This is a genomic window from Micromonospora sicca (assembly GCF_003172935.1).
Classification (GTDB): domain Bacteria; phylum Actinomycetota; class Actinomycetes; order Mycobacteriales; family Micromonosporaceae; genus Micromonospora; species Micromonospora sicca.
This window is the reverse complement of sequence record NZ_QGKS01000185.1, coordinates 1-2,120: the sequence shown is the minus strand read 5'-3', so window position 1 is coordinate 2,120 and position 2,120 is coordinate 1. Positions and strand designations below refer to the sequence as shown.

3 protein-coding genes are annotated in these 2,120 nt (G+C 75.2%); all 3 read left to right on the top strand.

Annotated elements, in window-relative coordinates; genetic code table 11:
• Positions 1–42 precede the first annotated feature (42 nt).
• On the top strand, positions 43–849 hold the full coding sequence (locus DKT69_RS11115) for an isocitrate lyase/PEP mutase family protein (RefSeq protein WP_109801485.1): 807 nt from the start codon (positions 43–45) through the stop codon (positions 847–849).
• Positions 850–961: 112 nt separating this feature from the next.
• Positions 962–1,927, top strand: coding sequence for a hypothetical protein (locus DKT69_RS11110; protein WP_109801484.1), 966 nt, complete (start codon positions 962–964; stop codon positions 1,925–1,927).
• Between the two features lie 55 nt (positions 1,928–1,982).
• On the top strand, positions 1,983–2,120 hold a 138-nt coding region (locus tag DKT69_RS11105; protein ID WP_146231039.1), incomplete at its 3' end, for a MerR family DNA-binding transcriptional regulator.

Here is a 2,120-nt window from a genome sequence, read left to right as displayed (position 1 = left end):
CCCGACGCTGCGCGTCCCCACCACACTCGAGGTGATCCCCCGATGAACGACCGGTACGCCGCCTTCCACGCCCTGCACCGGCCGGGCCGTCCGCTGCTGCTCCCCAACGCCTGGGACGCGGCCTCCGCCGCCGCGCTCGCCGCCCAGGGCCATCCCGCGATCGGCACCACCAGCCTCGGGGTCGCCGCGGCCGGCGGGAAACCCGACGCGGCGGCGGCCACCCGGGGCGAGAATCTCGACCTCGCCCGCCGGCTGCGCGGGCTGCCGGTGCTCCTCACCGTCGACGTCGAGGGCGGCTTCAGCGACGACCCGGCGGAGGTGGGCGGGTACGTCGCCGAACTGGCCACGCTCGGCGTGGTCGGGGTCAACCTCGAGGACGGCCGCCCCGACGGCACCCTGGCCCCGACCGAGCTGGTGGCGGCCAAGCTCGCGGCGGCGCGGGCGGCGGCGCCCGGGCTCTTCCTCAACGCCCGCACCGACGCCTGGTGGCTGGGGGTGCCCGAGCCGCTGGAGCAGGCCCTGCACCGGGCCCGGGCGTACCGGGCGGCGGGCGCCCACGGGTTCTTCGTCCCCGGGGCACCGGACGACACCGTCGGGCTGCTAGCCGCCGAGGTCGGCGTGCCGCTGAACGTGCTGCACCGGCCCGGCGGCCCGAGCCTGGCCGAGCTGGGTCGGCTCGGGGTGGCCCGGGTGAGCACCGGGTCGCTGCTGTTCCGCGCGGCCCTCGGCGCGGCGCTCGACCTGGCCGACGCCGTCGGTGCCGGGCGGGACGGTGACCGGCGCGCCGTCCCGTCGTACGGGTGGGTGCAGGAGCTGTCCGGGCGGTTCGGGGCGGACCACACCGGATAGGGCGTCGTTCGGGGGAGATAGGAGGATTGTTCGGGGATCCGCGGGTTCTGGTGATTACGGTGTGTTTCAGGTTCATCCACACCGTGTCCTGCCCGGAGAAGGGGACCCGACCATGCGAGTGCCCAGCCGAAGCCCCGGCCAGCAGCCCGGGCCCGCTGTCGCGTCCACCGCCCCCGTCCGCCGCCACCCGTCGTCCCCGACCCGCCGGTCCGCACCCGGCGAGCCGGACCTGGCCGCGTACCGGGCCGCGGTGGCGGAGCTGCTCGTCGAGGTGGGCGCCCTGGCGGACGCCCCGTCGACCGCCGCCCGGCAGGTGCTGCTGGACCAGCGGCTGCGCGAGCCGGCGATCGCCGCGGTGCTCGACGCCACCCCGCAGGGGTTCGTCGGCGCCCGGGAGACGCTGCTGCTGGAGATGGCCCGCTACCAGCCGAACGCCCGCAGCTCCGCCGCTGACCTGACCGCGCTGGTCCGGATCTACCTGCTCTCCCGGATCGACGTGATGTGGTGGCGGGACGCGCCCACCTTCGCCACCGACGCGCAGGTCAACGGCAGCGTCGACCTGGTCGACCTGGAGTGGCTGCGCCGCCGTGGCCTGCTCAGCTTCCGGTACCAGGAGCAACCGGCGAGCGTCCTCCGCCGGAGCCTGCGCGTGGTACGCCGCCGACTCCTGCCGGACGCCACCCCGCGCACCGCGGGCCTGATGTTCCGCCGGGCCCGCCGCGAGGTCGTGGCCCTGCTCAACGACATCGCCCGGGAGTTCGCCGCGGCCACCCCGCCCGCCACCCCGCCGCTCTGGGTGACCAGCCTGGCCCGCAGCGCCGAGCACCAGCATCGGCTGCGCCGCCTCGGGTACGCCGCCATGGTGCCCAGCGGCCACTGCCTCGGCTACGCCGCCGACGTGGAACTGGCCTGGTACGGCCGCTTCGGGGTCCGGGACACCCTGGCCGGGCTGCTGCTGGCCCGCCAGGACGCCGGTGAGATCAACGTGGTCGACGAGGGTCAGGCCTGGCATCTCTGCCTCGCGCCCACCGCCCGCCTCCGGCTGCGGCGGGCGTACGAGGCCGAGATGGGGCTCTGAGGAGGTGCCGACTAGTAGTTGACTCTCTGGTCAAGTCTGTTCAGGCTTACCTGCTATGGGTAGCGTTTATCGGATCGGGGAGTTCGCCAAGCGGGTGGGCCGCTCGGTGGGCACGGTGCGTCGCTGGGAGGCGGAGGGGCGGATCAGCGTGCGCCGGCTGCCGTCGGGTCAGCGTTACTTCGACGACTCCGAT

Excerpts from the sequence above, each read along its gene's own strand:
- DKT69_RS11110 (WP_109801484.1), top strand. The coding sequence starts at position 962 with ATGCGAGTGCCCAGCCGAAGCCCCGGCCAGCAGCCCGGGCCCGCTGTC.
- DKT69_RS11115 (WP_109801485.1), top strand. The coding sequence starts at position 43 with ATGAACGACCGGTACGCCGCCTTCCACGCCCTGCACCGGCCGGGCCGT.